This window comes from Christiangramia sediminis (assembly GCF_020552705.1).
Lineage (GTDB): Bacteria > Bacteroidota > Bacteroidia > Flavobacteriales > Flavobacteriaceae > Christiangramia > Christiangramia sediminis.
Genome location: NZ_JAJBZG010000002.1, coordinates 599,007 through 616,148, shown reverse-complemented (window position 1 = coordinate 616,148; position 17,142 = coordinate 599,007). Strand labels below are relative to the sequence as shown.

The following is a 17,142-nucleotide window of genomic DNA, read 5'->3' as shown; positions in this document are numbered from 1 at the left end:
AAATAATGGAAGCTCTGGTTGTGAAATTTCAGGAAATAGGTCTCCACGATATAGCGATGGTAGGCGGGAAAAATGCTTCTTTGGGAGAAATGTATAATGAATTATCGGGCAAGGGAATTCATATTCCCAATGGTTTTGCCACCACTGCTAAGGCCTTTAGAATTTTTTTAAAAGAAAACAATATCAGACAGTCTTTGATAAACCTTTTAAATAACTTGGATAGAAAAGAGTACTCCAATCTTGAAAAGATAGGTTCCGAGGCTAGAAAGCTAATCATGGCTGCCAGTTTTTCAGAAAAATTTACAGAAGAAATAAAATTATTTTATCGTGAGTTAAGTGGCAATGAGCCTATTGAAGTTGCCGTAAGGAGCAGCGCTACTGCTGAAGATTTACCCACAGCAAGTTTTGCAGGGCAGCATGAAACCTATTTAAATATTAAGGGAGAAGTATCCCTAATGGAGGCAGTGAAAAAATGCTTTGCTTCACTTTATACCGATAGAGCAATAAAATATAGAGAAGATAAGGGTTTTAAACACGATAGCGTAGCATTATCTGTAGGGGTTCAAAAGATGGTAAGGTCTGATGCCGGATGCTCCGGTATTGCTTTCACTATAGATCCCGAATCTGGTTTTAAAGAGGTTATACATCTTTCGGGAGTTTGGGGATTAGGAGAAAACATTGTACAGGGAACCGTAAATCCAGATGAATTTTATGTTTTTAAGCCAACTCTAAAGCAGGGTAAAAATGCAATTATTCAAAAGAAAATGGGGGATAAAGCCAAAACCATGATTTATGCTGATTCCAATGGACATTCTTCTATAACGAATATAAATACAGAAGTCTCAAAACAAAACCGGTATATTTTAACAGATGCCGAAGTACTACAGCTTTCCAAATGGTGTTTGGCCATTGAAGATCATTACAATAAACCTATGGATATTGAATGGGCAAAAGATGGGATCACCCAAAATCTTTTCATTACGCAGGCCAGGCCAGAAACAGTGCATCATTCTAAATCTTCCAGCTCTTTTACAGAATATAAATTAAAAGAACAGGGAGAAGTTCTTGTTACAGGAAGTGCGATAGGTTCTAAAATTGTTATTGGAACCGCCAGAATTCTGGATTCCCCAAGAGATTCCCATAAATTGGAGAGCGGAGATATTATAGTTACAGACAACACCAGCCCCGATTGGGATCCCTTACTTAAGAAAGCGGGAGGTATCATAACAAATAGTGGCGGCAGGACCAGTCACGCCGCTATTGTGGCCCGGGAGTTAGGGGTGCCGGCAGTGGTGGGTACCAATAATGCTACAAATATCATAAGGAACGGTGAACCTATAACTGTTTCCTGTGCTGAAGGTAGTACGGGAAAAGTCTACAAAGGACAAATTCATTATGTGGAAAATAAGATCAATTTTGATGATTTTCATCTACCCAAAACAGAAGCCAAATTTATCCTGGCAGACCCTGATAAAGCTTTTGAACTTTCATTTTACCCCAATAATGGGGTAGGATTGTTACGCATGGAATTTATAATAACCCATATGATCAAGGCTCACCCAATGGCCTTGGTTAAATTCCAGGATTTACTCGACTCTGCAGCAAAGAACCAAATTGAAATCCTAACTAAAAATTATCCTAGCAAGGAAGTTTTTTTTATCGATAAACTTAGCCAGGGTATAGGGACTATTGCGGCAGCTTTTTATCCTAAAGAAGTAATTGTGAGGATGAGCGATTTTAAAACGAATGAATATGCAAATCTGATTGGAGGACAACAATTTGAACCAAAAGAAGAAAATCCAATGCTCGGATTTAGAGGAGCTTCAAGATATTACAGTGAACTTTATAGTGAAGGTTTTAAACTTGAATGTGAGGCTATAAAAAGAGTTAGGGATGAGATGGGATTGTTCAATGTAAAAGTGATGATCCCATTTTGCAGAACTTTAGAGGAGGGAAAAAAAGTAATTGACATCATGGCAAATTATGGGTTACAACAAAAAGTAAATGATCTTGAGATTTATATGATGATAGAAATCCCCAGCAATATTATCCTTGCCAGTGAATTTGCTAAGATTTTTGATGGTTTTTCTATTGGATCTAACGATCTCACCCAGCTAATGCTGGGAGTAGACCGTGATTCCCAGCTTATGGCAGAAATTTTTGATGAAAATGACCCGGCAGTTAAACAGATGATTGCACTGGCGATTAAAAAAGCTAAGGAATCTGGGATAAAAATTGGTTTATGCGGCCAGGCTCCAAGCGATTTTCCTGAATTTGCAATATTTTTAATTAATAATGGAATAGACAGTATTTCCTATAATCCGGATGCGCTAATTAAAGGAATTAAAAATATGAATATCGCAGAGAGGGAGGTAAAAGTTTAGAAAATGATTTATAATAAAAATTGTGTGTGATACAAATCACGTTTAAGATACCTTAGGTGGTTATTTTAGTATACCTGTTTTTTATTGATTACACTGCATCTAACTTTCCTGTTTGGGGATTAAACGTGGGAAAGCGGGGAGAATGAGAAGAGGAAAAGAGGAGTGTAGATCTATCTTCATCATTATATTTTCACGAAATAATTTATCCAGAAAATTATGTTTATAATAAATCATAGTGAGCAGGTCTATTTGATACCGCTTCACATAATCTGCAATGGTTTTGGACAGGGAGCCCTCCTGGGATAGCCATATTTTGGTTATTTCTTTCTTAGGCATTAAATTCTGAAATTTATTCAAATTCTCCCGTTGTTGTGAAAGTAATGAATCTTCCTCACCAATATGGACCAGAATTATTTTAGACTTATAAGTACTTGCAATATTCACCAATAGATCTAAACTGTTGTCATAAAAGGGGAGTATCAGTTCTGAAGCAAATGCAATCTTTTTAGGAATTTTATAATTCACTTCCCGGGGGACTACCAGGAGAGGTATGGATAGTGAGCTCTCAACCACTTTTGTAGTGCTGGTACCAAATAGCCTGGTTTTTAAATTGGAAATACCTCTCGCGCCCATAACCATTAGCATGATATTCTTTTCTGCAATTAAGTTTTTAACTCCCTCAATGAGCTTATTTTGGGATACTATCGTTTGAAAGTGATGCTTTTTAAACGGACTATCTCGAATTATTTGATGCTTAAGTTCTAAGGCTGCTTCTTCAGCTTCGATCCTTAATGCCTCTATTTTTTTGTTTTTTTCTTCACCAATCCTGGAATACATCCTTTGATTGATATTTTCCCCATAAAAATTAGCAATAAAAAATCTACATTCTTCCTCCCTTAAGAGATTAGTGATATAGTGGAGTGCACAGTAAGCATTCTTAGAAAAATCTGTAGCTAGAAGTATATTTTTCATGTTTCATTATTTAAATTTTGATAGGTTTAAGTCCAATCCCAAAGCCAGGCTAATCTAAATCTCCAGTGAACCAAAGCCGAAATTATATCTCACCTACACTTAGCTTGAAACCTCTAGAAATTCACGTTTTGATTAATTATTCGAGATTTAGGTTTTCTGAATTTCTAAACTTTTTAATTCTTTAATACATACAACCTTCCCATATTTTGGGTTTCTTAGCCGTATATGTTTTAAAGTTAAGTAAGAGTATAAAGAAGTGAAATGACATTGATCAGTTGCGCTTAAATGAGTTGATTAGGAGTTTCAATGAAAGTGGAAGTGTTTGGAACAAAAACCCTGAAAGCTTCTTATTCTAAAATATGCTTTGATAATTATCATATTTTCTAAATTCAGAATAAATTAAATTTAAAGTCTTATTTAGTAATTTGATAATGAGTATTTTAATGGGGTTTAATTATTTATTATATCCTTATAATTCCATAGATCATGAAGACTATACTAGTTCCTGTAGATTTTTCAGAATATTCTGAATATGCCCTGGAGGTTGCTGCCAGTATTGCCAGAAGGCAAAATAGCAAAATAGTAGTATTACATATGTTGGGGTGGTCTGAATCTGTACTTATTAAAAATGAAGAGCACCAAGCTCCTCACTATAGGCAAATAGCAAAAGATAGGTTTAAATCATTTCTGAAAAAAGAATATTTAAAAAACATTCCAGTAGTAGTCACAATAAGGAACGATAAATTATTTCGGGAAATAAATGAAATCTCGAAAGAATATAAGTCAAGTTTGATTGTGATGGGTTCTCAGGGTAGTAGCGGGATAAAAGAATTTTTTATAGGTTCTAATACAGAAAAAGTTATCCGCTGGTCAGAGACCCCGGTTTTGGTTATTAAAAAAAGGATAAAAGATTTCAATATTAAAAAAGCAGTAATCGCTTTTGATTTTGATCTGGAAGGAATTAAAACATTTAAGGAAGCTTTAAACTTTCTAAAGAACTTTAATTGTGAGCCAGCCCTGTTATATGTGAATCTGGTTCAGAATTTTCTAAGTACCATCGATATGAGGGCGAGGGTTCATAATTTCTTTGAAGAAGCCGGAATGGAAGATATGGGAATTCAGGACAAAGTTGTTTATTATAATGATTACTCTCTGGAAAAAGGGATTTTAAATTTCTCCAGAGAAACAGGATCAGATGCTATCGTAATTCTTACCCACGGCCATAAAGGAATTGCATATCAATTTTTTGGTAGCGTTGGTGAAGAAATTGCGAACCATTTTGTAATACCGGTACTCACCTTTAAAATTCATACTTCTGATAGAAGCAATGATAATTAGCTGAATTCTGCTATTTTAATTAAATTATCGGGGTGCATTTATACTGTTAATTATGTTTCGATTTTAATTCCTTTTTTATTAAATAAAAATCTACTTTCTCATTCGAATTATCTGTAAGCCTGCTTTCCATTTCCTTAAGATTTTTTGGAGGAGGAACTATTACTTTATCGCCTCTTTTCCAATTTAAAGGCATGGCCACCTTATGCTTATCAGAAATTTGTAAAGCTTCAAGCACTCTTAAAATTTCATCCATATTTCTACCAATATTTAAAGGATAATACATTATCAACCGTATATTAAAAAACGGATCTATAAAAAAGACAGCCCGAACAGCTTCTGTTTCATGTTCATTGGGTTGCAGCATCCCATACAGTTTAGAAACCTTCATATCGATATCGGCAATAATAGGAAAATCAAGATATACCCCTGTTTTTTCCTTTACATTATTGATCCAGGCCAGATGGGAATGTATACTATCTATGCTTAACCCGATGAGTTTTGTTTCCAAAGCTTCAAACTCTTTCTTTTTTTCAGCAAATCCAATAAGTTCTGTGGTACAAACCGGAGTGAAATCTGCCGGATGGGAGAATAACACCACCCATTTTCCACTGGCAAAATCTGAAAAATATATTTTCCCGTGAGTCGTCATAGCATCAAAATCTGGGGCATTATCTCCAATACGGGGCATAATATTTAGGTTATTATTTTCTAAGTTTTCCATTATTTCACGATTTAAAAGCTAAAACTTTTTATAAAAACATTTTTTTGAAAATTGTAATCCTAAGTTATAAAAGCAGCATTCCACCGTCAACTACCTGCGTAGTTCCAGTAATGTATGAACTTTCTGAGGAGGCCAGGAATAAAGCCATATTAGCAATCTCCTGAGATTCGGCATATCTCCCAAAAGGGATGCTGGCTTCAAAACCTTTTTCAGCTTCGGTGGGGTTGTTAGGTGAAATTTGCTTTTCTATAGAACGCATCATCCTGTTATTCACAGGCCCGGGATGAATTGTGTTCACGCGAATCTGGCGATCTGCAAACTCTAAAGCTGCTACTCTCATAATTCCTATTAAGGCGTGTTTTGAAGTGACATATGCTCCTAAACCTTTAAATCCTTTGAGACCGGCAACAGAAGAGGTGATCATTACACTACCCCCATTTTCCATTTTTGGGATCACCTGCTGGCAGCCTAGCCAAACTCCTTTTAAATTTACAGCTATAACTTTATCAAACATCTCCTCCGGATATTCAGAAATTGGATGAAAATCCCCTTCAATTCCGGCATTGTTAAAAAATATATCAATCTTCCCAAATTTCTGAAGTGTGGTGTTTAGGTAAGTACTGGTATCTTTGGAAGTAGCCACATTAGCCACGCAATAAGCCAAATCTTTAGAATTTATGGACTCTTCAATTTTCTTCAGTTCACCTTCGTTAACATCCACGAGCATTACTTTGGCGCCTTCTTCCAAAAATAGTTTGGCTGTAGCTAAACCTATTCCCCCGGCTCCACCGGTAATAAGGGCAACCTTATTTTTTAATTTTTTCATCTTATAACATTTTTATTAATACAGGATTTGAGGTAAGTCAATTTTTACTCCTCTATAGCTAATTAATTCTTGGAAGTCTTTTTGAATAAAGCATCCAATTTAGAGAGGATGACGAGTTCAGACTTGTTGATCCCGGAAAACACCCGGGCTATTTTGCTTGCTGTCTCTAAAATTAATTTTTTCCGTTTTTCCGTAAATAACTCCTGATGTTCCAGCATAAATTCCCGGAAACTCTCATAACATTCCTGAGCGTCCACTCCTTCATAATCAAACCACTCAAACACGATCTCCATTTGATAAGCAGAGTCGGTTCCAAAAGAATCTATATAATCATCAATATCTATCCAGCGGGACAAAACCAGATCCTTGAGCATTTTGAATTCTTCCTCTCGTACAACTTTATCAGCCGCCGCAATAGCGTAGAACAATTCTCCTAGCTTCTGATAAAACAAATTCTGAACTGGGTCTATATGTTTCATTATTAGTAAATTGTAGTTAAATTTAATTAACTTCAAATGCTGGAAAAATGATATTTATCAGTTAGTATCAAATAGATTTACTTTAGGAAAAAATCATTCCTTTTTATTAAGAGTTTATAGAGAATTCTACTTTTAAGCGTATGCAAGTTTGCGATATCATCCTAAGCTTAGTAAAATATCAAAGGCTAACAGAACAATATTTTTCTAGTTGGAATGTGGATGTAAATTAAGTACGTAATTATTGGGATGAATTAGTCTCAAATTATTGTAGCACCTAATGAAAGGGTTAGGTGATTTTAATAAGATTTTAATCATTCACCAATGATGATGAAAAATTTTTAAAATTTCTGGTTAAGAAGATAACAGGAATGACCAATATCATACTTTCAAATCCTAAGCTTATGTAATTTTAAAGTTCTTTTAAAGTTACCATCATGCGAAAAATATTGATTCCCACCGATTTTTCAAAGAATGCAGAAAATGCTACTAAATTAGGGGTGGAACTATTTAAGTATGAAATTTGTGAAATTTATATCATGCATGCCTATGCAGCTGAAGTTTATCAGTTAGATCCTCTAATGGAACCCCATTTTTTAAAAAGCTTACAACAACGTATTTCTAAAATGGTGACTACTAAATTATATGGCATAGAAGAAGAAATAAAAAAAATATCACCAAATCCAAAACATAAAATCTCTAGTATTGCCAAATTTGGTTTACTCCTGGATGAGACCAGGGATTATGCCGATCTTGAAGACGTAGATCTGATAATAATGGGAACCCGGGTTAAGACCGGGGATAAAAAAATAACCTTTGGGAGTAATACCCTACAGGTTATAAAATATGTTAAATGTCCCGTTCTTGCTGTTCCAGAAAGTTATCATGGTTTGCATCCACAGAATATATTATTTTCAACTGATTTTTTACTTCCTTTCAAGCGCCGGGAACTTAAACTTATTTGTAGCATCGCTAAAAGTTATGCCGCAAGATTACACTTCTTATATATTTCTAATAGTAAGGAGCTGTCATCAAGACAAAAGGAAAATAAGAATTTTATAGAGTCTTTTACTTCCGGAATTGATGTGAAATTCGATAGGGTCCCAGGCAAGGATATAACTGAAACCGTCAATGCCTATGTTCAGGATAAGCATATTGATCTTTTGGTAATGACCAATGCACGTCATTCTTACCTTGAAAATATATTGTATACCTCTTCCATTGAAAAGATTGGCTTAAAGATTCAAATTCCGTTTCTAGTACTACAAAATTTACAACGGATCTAAATTCCCTAAATGATGAAAAATATACTCTTACCAACAGATTTTTCTAAGAATGCACATAATGCTATGCGTTATGCTCTTCAATTGTTTAAAAATCAAAAATGCCGATTTTATTTGTTGCATACCTATACACCAGCTGTTTATCATTCCGGAAAAATGCTCAATAGTTTTTCCTCACTGGAATTAATGGATATCATTAAAAACAATGCTGAAGAAAACATTAAAAAATTAAAGCAGGATTTAATTGATGAATTTAGAAATAGCAAACATCAATTTGAAACTATAGTATCCTTTAATGTGTTGGTAAGTGAAATTAAAGATGTTATAGAACAAAAAAAAATAGAATTAATAGTAATGGGCACACAGGGAGCTACTGGATCCAGGGAAATTTTTCTAGGTACCCATACCATGTATACTATCAAAAAAGTAAAATGTCCAGTACTGGCGGTGCCTTCTAAGTATACTTTTAAAATTCCTGGCGAAGCTCTTTTTGCCACAGACTATAAGAATATCATCGAAAGGGATCTAGATTTAATTAAAGAATTCCAGAATTTATATAAGGGGCACCTGCATATATTAAATGTTTACGAAGGTGAACCTCAGAATAGTGCGCAGATAGGGAATAAGAAATTGATCATGAATTACTTTGCTCCCAATAAACCCATTTTACATATCACAGAAGGGGAAGACATAGCACATGCTATAGAGAAATTTCAAAAAGACAATGAAATTGACCTTATCATAATGGTAAATAATAAACATTCATTTTTTGAAAACATCTTATTTAAACCTGTGATCAATCAGTTGGTCTATCATACTAATATTCCATTTTTAGTTATCCCTTCTGGTATAAAAACAGAGAAATAGACTAGACATATAAGGAGTAAATTGAGTTTAAAGAATATTTACAAAGTGAGGTTTTTCAGATGTTGGTTTAATAATTCAAATAATGGTATCTATGTTACCCGATGCTCATTCGCTTCTTATAAAAAATGTCTTAGAACGTTTGCAATCTAATTCTGAAAAGGGTTTAAATGCAAGCTTTGCTTCTGAACGCCTGAAATTATGTGGAGAAAATATTCTTAAACGCAAGAAAGCCAAAAGCGTTTGGGAAATTTTTCTCGAGCAGTTCTTAAGTCCTATTATTTATATCCTGTTAGGGGCGATGATACTTGCTTTCTTATTCAATGAAATTATTGAAGGCTTTGCTATTCTTTTTGTGGTTTTTATCACCGTACTAATTGGGTTTTTTATGGAATGGCAGGCGATGCGCTCTCTGGTCGCCCTTCAAAAAATGGTGGAAACAGAATCTACTGTTATCCGGGATGGAGAAGAACGACGTTTAGCTTCTCGATCACTGGTCCCCGGAGATATTATTTTACTGCAGGCGGGGGATGTAGTCCCTGCCGACGCAAGATTAATAGCTCAGAAAAGCCTCTCCCTGAAAGAATCTATGCTTACCGGTGAAAGTGAACAGGTAGAAAAAAAACTGGACACGCTTCCATTAGAAACACGTCTTACAGAACGTATTAATATGATATTTAATGGGACAATAATTGCCCGTGGGAACGCAAAAGCAGTAGTAACAGCTACGGGGGATGAAACGGCTATAGGGCAAATTAGTTATATGACCCAGGAAGCTGAAAAGAAGCGTACACCCCTGGAAAAAAAGCTTAATTCTTTGACCCACTGGCTTATATTATTTACGGTGGTTTTAGCGGTCCTTATAGCAATGACCGGATTTTTAACGGCTAATGATCCAGTTTTAATGATAAAAACCGGGATCGCATTGGCTGTCGCTGCTATTCCTGAAGGACTTCCTGTGGTTGCTACTATAACCCTGGCCAGGGGCATGCTTAAATTATCTAAACAAAAAGTTGTGATCAAGAGATTGGAATCGGTCCAAACCTTAGGGGAAACAAATATTATCTGTACAGACAAAACGGGAACCCTTACCGAAAATAAAATGGCTGTTCGAAGCATTGTGTTTGAAAATTCTAAAATTGATCTGGAAAATCCGATAGATCAAAAAAATCTAAAAACTCATAAAAATGAACCCGATCTGGATCAACTAATAAAAGTTGCAGTTTTATGTAATAATTCAAATCCAAAAAAATCAAAAGCTAATGGCGATGCCATAGATACGGCTTTAATGGAATTTGTAAACAATACTTCATACCAGGCTAATGCTATTGCAGAAGGATATCCTGAAGTAAACGAAATGCCATTTGATGCGGAACTTAAATTAATGCTAACGCTGAATGAAGATCATGGAAAATTTATCACCTGTGTAAAGGGCGCGCCGGAAAATGTTTTGAAGTATTGTGAATATATATTGGTGGCAGGCGGGGAAAAAAAGCTTACAGATGCTCATGCATGGAATAACTGTGCAGATAATCTGGCTTCTCATGGTTTGAGAGTATTGGCTTTTGCCTATAGAAACACTACAGATATTCCGGCACAGGAGAAATTATTGGAGGAATTGGTGTTGATAGGAATTGTAGGATTTCTTGACCCGCCAAGGCAGGATATCGCACAAGCAATAAAAATTTATAAAGATGCCGGGATACAGGTAAAAATGCTCACCGGTGATCATCCGGGAACATCCTTAAAAATAGCCCAGGAAATTGGTCTGGTAGGGTTGGAGAATGTCAATGAAAAAACAGTGCTTGGCTCAGACTATCCCGACTTTGAAAAAATTACTCTAAAGCAAGAGAAGCTCTTATTGAATGCTTCTGTATTTGCACGGATGTTACCAAAACAAAAACTAGATCTGGTCAGTTTTTATCAGAAACATGAGGGAGTAGTAGGAATGCTAGGTGATGGAGTGAATGATGCCCCGGCTCTAAAAAAAGCAGATATAGGCATTGCCATGGGTATCCGCGGAACAGAAGCAGCCAAGGAAGTGGCCGATGTTATTTTAATGGATGATAAATTCACAGCCCTTAGATTAGCTATACATCAGGGACGGGCAATTTTTGAAAATATCCGGTATTTCGTAATTTTCCTTGTTTCCTGTAATCTCGCTGAGGTTATTTCCGTTGCTACCGCTTCTTTAACTAATTTACCATTACCCCTGCTCCCTTTACAAATTCTATATTTAAACTTAGTAACTGATATTTTTCCAGCACTGGCATTAGGAATGGGAAAAGGTAGCAAGGGTATCATGTTAAACTCTCCCAGAGATCCGCAAGAGCAGATTCTAACAAAAGATCACTGGCTGGCAACTGTTATTTATGGGCTTTCTATTACAATTGCAGTAATAGGTATAGTAATTTATGCGAATTTCAAATTGAATTTACCCAGCCTGACAATAAATAATATGGCTTTTTACACTTTGGTATTAGCTCAATTGTTTAATATCTTCAATTTACCCTCCTGGAAAACTTCATTCTTTAAAAATGAGGTTACTTCTAATCCATGGGTTTGGATTTCACTGGTAGTTTCAATTCTTATAACCTATATGGGATATTATATTCCCTTTCTACGTGAAACTCTATCCCTGGTTACTCTAGATTTCAATCAGATTCTACTAGTAGTGTTGTTCGCCCTATTTTCACTTTTAATTTCACAAATTGTCAAACGCCTGGGGCTTGTGAAAATTTAAACTGAAATCTTTCAGTTTTTATGGGCTGTAGACCCAGTCAGGAGAAAATGCGGTCTGTATTGTGTTTTCTGAGAATAGATCTCAAAATATCAAAAGGAATTTTAATAGAAAAGATACCTGTGGAGGAGGGACACATTATGCAATCGTCGAAATAATACTCAATGCCGTTATGATTTAATACAAAGTTATTCTTGTAATTATAAAAGTCTTCTTTTGAAATTTCCCAGCAACTATAATATATCTCCCCGGAATTGATTTTCTTTCTAAGAATATCATTTAATATTAATAGAAATTCATCTTCCGTATTATTTAAAAAGAAATCTTCATACTTCATGAATACTGCATGTTCCAGATCATAATTTAAGGTTTGAAATGAATAAGATGGCAGCGGATAATCAGAAAAATAATTTTCTTTATAAAAAAGTATACTAATATACTGCTCATTAACCTGGTATATTTTATAGTCTATTCTTCTAATTTCAGGATGTTTTATAATTTCCAATGAATCGCCACTTCCTTCTTTCTTTGTAGTTATATCGCTCTCCATTTTATTTAAATCTATAAACTCTCTGGTCATATAATCATTAAAGTTTGCGTAAGAACTCTTAATATTCTCGTTTAAAAGGGGGTATTTCAAATTCAACATATAATAATCTTCAATTTTAAGGTAGGATTTAGAGGTTATAAGATCTTTTAAAACATCGCTATCGTCTTCTTCAAGAAGTAAAGAATCTACTTTAAATTTTAAGCTATTCTCTTTTAAAAATTCCAATTCTTCCTGAGCTTCCCGGGGAATTTCCGTTTCAAACTCTAATGGCTCATCAGGTGCTGAAGACTTGGATTCTTTTGGGTCATCCTGGCAGGAAAAAAAACTTAAAATCAACATTAAAATAAACAGGGTTTTCATCATTTTTTATTTGAAATGAAGCTAGCTAAATAAAAGATCTATTTATATGATTTTCATCAGTTTACTATTTTATGGACATAAATTTAATAGCCTATTTTTCACTAAATTTATGTGTGAATTTTTTTGAGCTTAATTTCTTTATCTATATGAATTTTATTCTGACGCTATGGAAATGTCTTGAAAATTTTGATAATTAACTATCTACAAGGATTGATTCAAAATACAGGGGAGGATCATGAAAAAAATTTTTATCATAGAAGACGATTTGGTATTACTGGATAATACTGCTGAGTTACTCGAGCTTGAGGGTTACCAGGTCGCTAAGGCTTCTACTGGTAGAAAGGGAATAATGGGGGTTAAGGAGTTTTTACCAGATTTGATAATTTGTGATATTATGATGCCAGAGGTTGACGGGTACGAAGTGCTTGAAGCAGTGAGTCTTGATTTTTCTACCTCGCATATCCCTTTTATTTTTATTTCGGCTAAAACAGAGTATGTTGACATAAGAAAGGGGATGCAGATGGGTGCAGATGATTATCTTACCAAGCCTTTTGAAGAAGAGGACTTACTAAAAGCTATAAAAAGTAGAATAACAAAATCAGAAAGTCTCACGAAAATATTTTCAGAAAAGAGAAATTCCACCACTGAGAACGGAAATTCGGTGAGGAATTTATCTGAACTAAAAAACTTTTTTGAAATGCGTGGCGAAATTTTGAATTATAATGAGAGTGAGCTTGTATATAGTGAGGGAGAACACACCAATAGAATCTATTTAATCTTAAAGGGGGTAGTGAAATCTTTTAAAATAAATAAGGCTGGGAAAGAGCTTACAACTGCCTTACATAAAAAAGATGAATTTTTGGGCCTGACTTCTTTTATTGAAAATAATGCTTATCATGAGTCGGCTGTCGTAGTACAACCTGTAGAATTGGCGGCTATTTCAAAGAATATTTTAAAGGAAATACTGAATAACAATCAGCATGTTTGCTTTGAATTTATGGACCTTATGAATAAGAATATTTTGGAAGTTCACGAACAGTTATTGCATCTAGTTTATAGTTCAGTTTATTCAAAAACTGCTCAAACCCTCATTGATTTTTCTACCACTCTTAGTAAAAATCCCACCCAAGCTTTTAAAATTCGCCGCTCAGATCTAGCCAGTGCAGCTGGCATAGCCACTGAAAGTTTGATACGCACCCTATCGAGTTTCCGTAAGGATGGTTTAATAGAAATTGAAGGACATTCTATTAAGATCTTAGACCTAAACGGATTGAAACAAATAAATATTTAAGTTTCTCTCTGCTATTTTTTCTACGCAATTACCATTGATAGAGCGCTAAGACTAAGACTTGTTCAATATCTTAAGGATTTAAATTCCATAGCCCTTAGATATAGGGTGTTAGCTAAGGTGATAAATATCATTGGGTTAGGTCTGTTTATGGATTAATTTTCTTTTTGATCCTAAATGAATGAGTGATGAAAAAGAAAATTTTATTACCCACAGATTTTTCAATGAATTCGTGGAATGCAATGAACTATGCACGCACTTTATTTAAAAATGAAGAATGTGAATTCTATATTTTAAATGCTTTTGAAAGCAAGTTTTATACGACCGATAGTATGATGGTACCAGAACCAGGGGAAAAAAATTATGAAGATGCTAAAGCAAAATCAAAGGAAAATCTGGAAAAAGAATTATCCCGATTAATATTAAAGGAAGATAATAAGAAGCATATTTATTATACCATCTCCATGTATAATTCTGTGTTGGGGGCTATCAGGGAATTAGTGGAGCAAAAAGATATTGAAATTATTGTTTTAAGCAATAAAGGAAAGTCAAATGCCTCAAATACAGTTTTTGGTAGTAAGACTATAGACGTGATGGAGAAAATAAGGAATTGTCCTGTTCTGGTTGTACCATATAATTTGATATTTAAAAAGCCAAATGAAATTGTCTTTCCCACAAATTTCAAAACACCTTTTAAAAGAAGGGAATTGAATATCTTATATGAATTTGTTCGAATCACTAATTCAAAGCTTAGAATTCTTCACATTAATCAAAAGAAATCCTTAAGTGAGAGCCAATTAAATAATAAAGAACTACTGGAAGATATTTTGGAAGGCCTGGACTATAGCTTTCACTGGATGGAAAAAATTGATATTCAAATAGGACTTCAAAATTTTGTGCAGACAAGGGGTAGTGAGATGATTACTTTTATTAATAAAAAGCACGCCTTCTTTAGTTCGGTTTTCTCATACCCGATGGTGAAATATCTGGGGCACTATTCAAAAATACCTGTGCTGGTAATGCATGATCTAAGAAACTAAGGTGTAATCATTCAGCAAATTTAGGTAATATCAAAACCATCGCACGTATAGGTGAGTTTTCCACGAAGTACCTTTGAAACTTACAGAAGGGACAATGATTAGTTAGTAAAAATTATCCTTTAGAATTTTTTTTTCGGACTGATAAATATCATGGAATTAATACTATACCTATCGTAAATTTAACTTAGTTCTGAATAATTTGAGAAGTCAATTTGGTTTAGTTCAAACCTTTAAATATAGGCTTTGTAACACTAATTATGAATGAAGATTAAAGTTAAACCTTAAATATAAATATTATGTCGTTAGTAAAATTTAGAAAAAACAGAAGGCCGTGGTTTGACGGTGAGATTTCCAATTGGTTAAATACCAATGATTTTTTCACAGATGACTTCTTTGGTAGAGGGGGTGATTTGCCTGCGATGAATGTTAAAGAAAATGAGGCCAATTTTGAAATAGAATTGGCGGTTCCCGGTTTCTCAAAAAAAGACATCGAAGTTTCTTTAGAGAATGATATTCTTCATATTTCCGCAGAAAAAAGTCTGGAAGATGAAGAAAATAAAGAGGATTACACTCGAAGAGAATTTAGTTATAACTCCTTTGATCGAAGATTGCAAATTCCAAAAAATGTGAATCGGGATCAGGAAGTTAAAGCATCGTACAAGAATGGGGTGTTAAAGCTGCAACTCAGTAAAATGGAACCTTCAAAAGCAATACCCAAAAAGCTAATTGATATAGAGGAAGTTTAAAACCTAGCACAGAGCTTGTAAATTAATACTTGCTCTGTGTTTTTTAAAACTTAAAAATCATGAAAATTAAAGAACCTTTCTTAAAATTTATTGAATGGAGTGATCCCATAACACTTCATGAAAATAGTATAAAGACAATTTCGGAAATTGAATTTACAATGGATGAAATAATGTTTTTGAGTGATTTGCTTAAAGAGCATACTTTAAATATAATTTCTGATAAAAAATTAGATACAGCCAAACAAATAGCGAATGACTTATTGAAATTACAGAAAAACATAGCGCTCCTTTTAAAAGGACTCCAGGCTCATAGAAATAATTTGAAGGACTTACTGGATGAGACAGAGGTGGAATATGAAAAGGAAGCCTATAAGGCTCAGCACTATAAATTACTTTACGAAGCTGAAGAATATACTATTCAATTGAAAATCCTGAAACGTCAGCTGTTTTCTCTTATAAAAGAAATGATAAAAAAGAATAAACAAGGAAGATTCTTGAGTAAATAATTGCAGAAGCGATCCAATCAATTTAGTTCATAGAATTAAGCTTCTGTTTTCTTCAAAATCATTTTAAGGGGCTTAATTAAGTTTTCAATAAACGATTTAGACCCTATTTATTACTTTTTGTAATTTTTCTCCAATCTCTGTAGCGATCTTTTCCAAATCCTTGTTTTTTACAGCCTGCATGGAAGCCTTTGGATTTACCGCTGCTATCTCAATTTTATCTTTTTCCAGTTCCTGTACTATAATATTGCAAGGCAGCATGGTGCCAATCTTATCTTCTGCCTGCAATGCTTTATGTGCATAAGGTGCATTGCACGCACCCAGAATTAGATATTTTTTAAAATTAACATCCAGTTTTTTCTTTAAGGTAGCGGTAACGTCGATTTCAGTTAAAACCCCAAAGCCTTCTGACTCCAGTTCTTTTGTGACTTTAGCCACAACGTTTTCAAAACTTTTATTCACTGTTTTAGAAAAATAATATTCCATAAGTATAATTTTATAATAAGAATTGATTTAGTATAATGAATTTTAAGGGACATTATTCATCCAAAAACTACTTGTTTTTTAAGTAGTTTTTGGAATTTGATTTAAACCCTTTGTCTTCCAGTAATATTTGAAATATTAATACGGTAAACTACAGGTGTACCCTCACTGTCAATCTTGCTGGAAAATTCACTGATAAAATTTGCGTTGTTCTTCTCTTTTTTTTGAAGTAGGTTTTTTACCCCTTCAGAAAATAAACGCAAAACGTGTTTTGCATCTATTCCGCTTAACTCTTCATACTTGCCATATACAAGTACCGATTTCCATTTATCCAGATCAGAAATTTCGTCAACCTGAAAACTAACCGAATTATTCTTTCGCATAGCAGTAATTTTAGAACCTTCCCCAGAATAGCTAATAATGCTATTCTTCTCTGGATTGTAATAATAAGTTATGGGAATGATTTCAGGATTTCCTTTAGAAATAAATGAAATACGACCAATATAATTACGAGTAAGAAGATCGAGACATTCTTTATGGGTTAAATCTTTCATGACATCCTATTTAG

General features: G+C 34.1%; 16 protein-coding genes. 9 read left to right on the top strand and 7 right to left on the bottom strand.

Annotated features, from left to right (window positions below; translation table 11 throughout):
* The first annotated feature begins 5 nt into the window (after window positions 1-5).
* Window positions 6-2,384: a phosphoenolpyruvate synthase gene (gene ppsA / locus LGQ90_RS07180; protein WP_229339616.1), complete on the top strand. Its 2,379-nt coding sequence runs from the start codon at window positions 6-8 to the stop codon at window positions 2,382-2,384.
* A gap of 99 nt (window positions 2,385-2,483) precedes the next feature.
* Here the strand turns inward: ppsA and LGQ90_RS07175 are convergent, their stop codons facing one another.
* Entirely contained in the window at window positions 2,484-3,356 is an 873-nt protein-coding gene (locus LGQ90_RS07175) for a universal stress protein (protein WP_229339614.1), read from the bottom strand.
* Window positions 3,357-3,842: 486 nt separating this feature from the next.
* On the opposite strand from LGQ90_RS07175, the gene LGQ90_RS07170 reads away from it, so the two are divergent.
* The gene (locus tag LGQ90_RS07170) at window positions 3,843-4,694 is read left to right on the top strand and encodes a universal stress protein (protein ID WP_229339612.1); all 852 of its coding nucleotides are present in this window, start codon (window positions 3,843-3,845) and stop codon (window positions 4,692-4,694) included.
* 46 nt (window positions 4,695-4,740) lie between these two features.
* On the opposite strand, the gene LGQ90_RS07165 is transcribed toward LGQ90_RS07170, so the two are convergent.
* The 3 genes from LGQ90_RS07165 to LGQ90_RS07155 all read right to left on the bottom strand — a co-directional run bounded on the left by LGQ90_RS07165 (window position 4,741) and on the right by LGQ90_RS07155 (window position 6,720).
* A complete protein-coding gene (locus LGQ90_RS07165) occupies window positions 4,741-5,415 on the bottom strand; it encodes a peroxiredoxin (protein WP_229339610.1) in 675 nt (224 codons plus the stop codon).
* Between the two features lie 64 nt (window positions 5,416-5,479).
* Window positions 5,480-6,241, bottom strand: coding sequence for an SDR family NAD(P)-dependent oxidoreductase (locus LGQ90_RS07160; protein ID WP_229339608.1), 762 nt, complete (start codon window positions 6,239-6,241; stop codon window positions 5,480-5,482).
* A gap of 62 nt (window positions 6,242-6,303) precedes the next feature.
* Window positions 6,304-6,720: a hypothetical protein gene (locus tag LGQ90_RS07155; protein WP_229339606.1), complete on the bottom strand. Its 417-nt coding sequence runs from the start codon at window positions 6,718-6,720 to the stop codon at window positions 6,304-6,306.
* Between the two features lie 434 nt (window positions 6,721-7,154).
* Between LGQ90_RS07155 and LGQ90_RS07150 the strand changes: the two genes are divergently transcribed.
* The 3 genes from LGQ90_RS07150 (at window position 7,155) to LGQ90_RS07140 (ending at window position 11,607) form a co-directional block, all read left to right on the top strand.
* Window positions 7,155-8,003: a universal stress protein gene (locus LGQ90_RS07150; protein ID WP_229339604.1), complete on the top strand. Its 849-nt coding sequence runs from the start codon at window positions 7,155-7,157 to the stop codon at window positions 8,001-8,003.
* A gap of 9 nt (window positions 8,004-8,012) precedes the next feature.
* A complete protein-coding gene (locus LGQ90_RS07145; protein WP_229339602.1) occupies window positions 8,013-8,867 on the top strand; it encodes a universal stress protein in 855 nt (284 codons plus the stop codon).
* An 82-nt stretch (window positions 8,868-8,949) separates the two neighbouring features.
* Window positions 8,950-11,607 (top strand): cation-translocating P-type ATPase, encoded by a 2,658-nt coding sequence (locus tag LGQ90_RS07140; protein ID WP_229339600.1) that lies wholly within the window; start codon window positions 8,950-8,952, stop codon window positions 11,605-11,607.
* Between the two features lie 37 nt (window positions 11,608-11,644).
* Here the strand turns inward: LGQ90_RS07140 and LGQ90_RS07135 are convergent, their stop codons facing one another.
* Window positions 11,645-12,517, bottom strand: coding sequence for an RsiV family protein (locus tag LGQ90_RS07135; RefSeq protein WP_229339598.1), 873 nt, complete (start codon window positions 12,515-12,517; stop codon window positions 11,645-11,647).
* A gap of 232 nt (window positions 12,518-12,749) precedes the next feature.
* Here LGQ90_RS07135 and LGQ90_RS07130 point away from each other — a divergent pair, with 232 nt between their 5' ends.
* The 4 genes from LGQ90_RS07130 (at window position 12,750) to LGQ90_RS07115 (ending at window position 16,094) form a co-directional block, all read left to right on the top strand.
* Window positions 12,750-13,805, top strand: coding sequence for a response regulator (locus tag LGQ90_RS07130; protein ID WP_229339596.1), 1,056 nt, complete (start codon window positions 12,750-12,752; stop codon window positions 13,803-13,805).
* A gap of 185 nt (window positions 13,806-13,990) precedes the next feature.
* Window positions 13,991-14,842: a universal stress protein gene (locus LGQ90_RS07125; protein ID WP_229339594.1), complete on the top strand. Its 852-nt coding sequence runs from the start codon at window positions 13,991-13,993 to the stop codon at window positions 14,840-14,842.
* A gap of 296 nt (window positions 14,843-15,138) precedes the next feature.
* The gene (locus LGQ90_RS07120) at window positions 15,139-15,588 is read left to right on the top strand and encodes an Hsp20/alpha crystallin family protein (RefSeq protein WP_229339592.1); all 450 of its coding nucleotides are present in this window, start codon (window positions 15,139-15,141) and stop codon (window positions 15,586-15,588) included.
* Window positions 15,589-15,647: 59 nt separating this feature from the next.
* Complete coding sequence (locus tag LGQ90_RS07115) at window positions 15,648-16,094, top strand: hypothetical protein (protein WP_229339590.1); 447 nt, start codon at window positions 15,648-15,650, stop codon at window positions 16,092-16,094.
* A gap of 96 nt (window positions 16,095-16,190) precedes the next feature.
* Here LGQ90_RS07115 and LGQ90_RS07110 read toward each other — a convergent pair whose 3' ends face one another.
* Both LGQ90_RS07110 and LGQ90_RS07105 read right to left on the bottom strand, forming a co-directional pair.
* Window positions 16,191-16,577, bottom strand: a complete 387-nt coding sequence (locus LGQ90_RS07110; RefSeq protein WP_229339588.1) for a DUF302 domain-containing protein — start codon at window positions 16,575-16,577, stop codon at window positions 16,191-16,193.
* 101 nt (window positions 16,578-16,678) lie between these two features.
* Window positions 16,679-17,128 (bottom strand): pyridoxamine 5'-phosphate oxidase family protein, encoded by a 450-nt coding sequence (locus tag LGQ90_RS07105; protein WP_229339586.1) that lies wholly within the window; start codon window positions 17,126-17,128, stop codon window positions 16,679-16,681.
* Between the last annotated feature and the right edge of the window lie 14 nt (window positions 17,129-17,142).

What these genes read in the sequence shown, in the direction of transcription:
- ppsA (WP_229339616.1), top strand. Translation starts at nt 6, where the DNA reads ATGGAAGCTCTGGTTGTGAAATTTCAGGAAATAGGTCTCCACGATATA.
- LGQ90_RS07175 (WP_229339614.1), bottom strand. Translation starts at nt 3,356, where the DNA reads ATGAAAAATATACTTCTAGCTACAGATTTTTCTAAGAATGCTTACTGT.
- LGQ90_RS07170 (WP_229339612.1), top strand. Translation starts at nt 3,843, where the DNA reads ATGAAGACTATACTAGTTCCTGTAGATTTTTCAGAATATTCTGAATAT.
- LGQ90_RS07165 (WP_229339610.1), bottom strand. Translation starts at nt 5,415, where the DNA reads ATGGAAAACTTAGAAAATAATAACCTAAATATTATGCCCCGTATTGGA.
- LGQ90_RS07160 (WP_229339608.1), bottom strand. Translation starts at nt 6,241, where the DNA reads ATGAAAAAATTAAAAAATAAGGTTGCCCTTATTACCGGTGGAGCCGGG.
- LGQ90_RS07155 (WP_229339606.1), bottom strand. Translation starts at nt 6,720, where the DNA reads ATGAAACATATAGACCCAGTTCAGAATTTGTTTTATCAGAAGCTAGGA.
- LGQ90_RS07150 (WP_229339604.1), top strand. Translation starts at nt 7,155, where the DNA reads ATGCGAAAAATATTGATTCCCACCGATTTTTCAAAGAATGCAGAAAAT.
- LGQ90_RS07145 (WP_229339602.1), top strand. Translation starts at nt 8,013, where the DNA reads ATGATGAAAAATATACTCTTACCAACAGATTTTTCTAAGAATGCACAT.
- LGQ90_RS07140 (WP_229339600.1), top strand. Translation starts at nt 8,950, where the DNA reads ATGGTATCTATGTTACCCGATGCTCATTCGCTTCTTATAAAAAATGTC.
- LGQ90_RS07135 (WP_229339598.1), bottom strand. Translation starts at nt 12,517, where the DNA reads ATGATGAAAACCCTGTTTATTTTAATGTTGATTTTAAGTTTTTTTTCC.
- LGQ90_RS07130 (WP_229339596.1), top strand. Translation starts at nt 12,750, where the DNA reads ATGAAAAAAATTTTTATCATAGAAGACGATTTGGTATTACTGGATAAT.
- LGQ90_RS07125 (WP_229339594.1), top strand. Translation starts at nt 13,991, where the DNA reads ATGAAAAAGAAAATTTTATTACCCACAGATTTTTCAATGAATTCGTGG.
- LGQ90_RS07120 (WP_229339592.1), top strand. Translation starts at nt 15,139, where the DNA reads ATGTCGTTAGTAAAATTTAGAAAAAACAGAAGGCCGTGGTTTGACGGT.
- LGQ90_RS07115 (WP_229339590.1), top strand. Translation starts at nt 15,648, where the DNA reads ATGAAAATTAAAGAACCTTTCTTAAAATTTATTGAATGGAGTGATCCC.
- LGQ90_RS07110 (WP_229339588.1), bottom strand. Translation starts at nt 16,577, where the DNA reads ATGGAATATTATTTTTCTAAAACAGTGAATAAAAGTTTTGAAAACGTT.
- LGQ90_RS07105 (WP_229339586.1), bottom strand. Translation starts at nt 17,128, where the DNA reads ATGAAAGATTTAACCCATAAAGAATGTCTCGATCTTCTTACTCGTAAT.